This window comes from Vibrio sp. 704, assembly GCF_033339295.1.
The window spans coordinates 1-518 of sequence record NZ_JAWOUH010001018.1; the positions used below are offsets into that span (position 1 = coordinate 1).

At 47.5% G+C, this 518-nt stretch carries 1 pseudogene; it reads right to left on the reverse strand.

What is annotated here, in order from left to right:
* A pseudogene (locus tag R7R24_RS30425) lies at window positions 1–518 on the reverse strand (DNA topoisomerase IV subunit B); the annotation flags it as partial.

The following is a 518-nucleotide window of genomic DNA, read 5'->3' on the forward strand; positions in this document are numbered from 1 at the left end:
CAAACGCAGCGGTTTGACGAGAAGAAAGACGCTCTTTAGTCTGACCAGCAAACTGTGGATCTTGGATCTTAACCGACAACACGTACGAACAACGGTCGAAAACATCATCGCCCGTTAGCTTCACACCACGTGGTAGCAAGTTGCGGAATTCACAAAACTCGCGCATCGCATCCAACAGACCTTGGCGAAGACCATTTACGTGTGTACCACCCTGAGCTGTTGGGATAAGGTTCACGTAACTTTCGGTGATCATCTCGCCGCCTTCTGGCTGCCAGATTACTGCCCAGTTTGCTGCTTCTGTGTCTGCAGAAAACTCCCCAGTAAACGGTTCTTCTGGTAGTACTGGGTAACCTTTTACGCCTTCGGCTAGATAGTCTTTCAAACCATCTTCGTAGTACCACTGGTAGTCTTTGTTGTTTACTTTATCGGTAAACGTAATTTCTAGACCTGGGCAAAGTACCGCTTTCGCTCGTAGGTTGTTCACCAAACGAGTTACAGAGAAGTTAGCTGAATCGAAA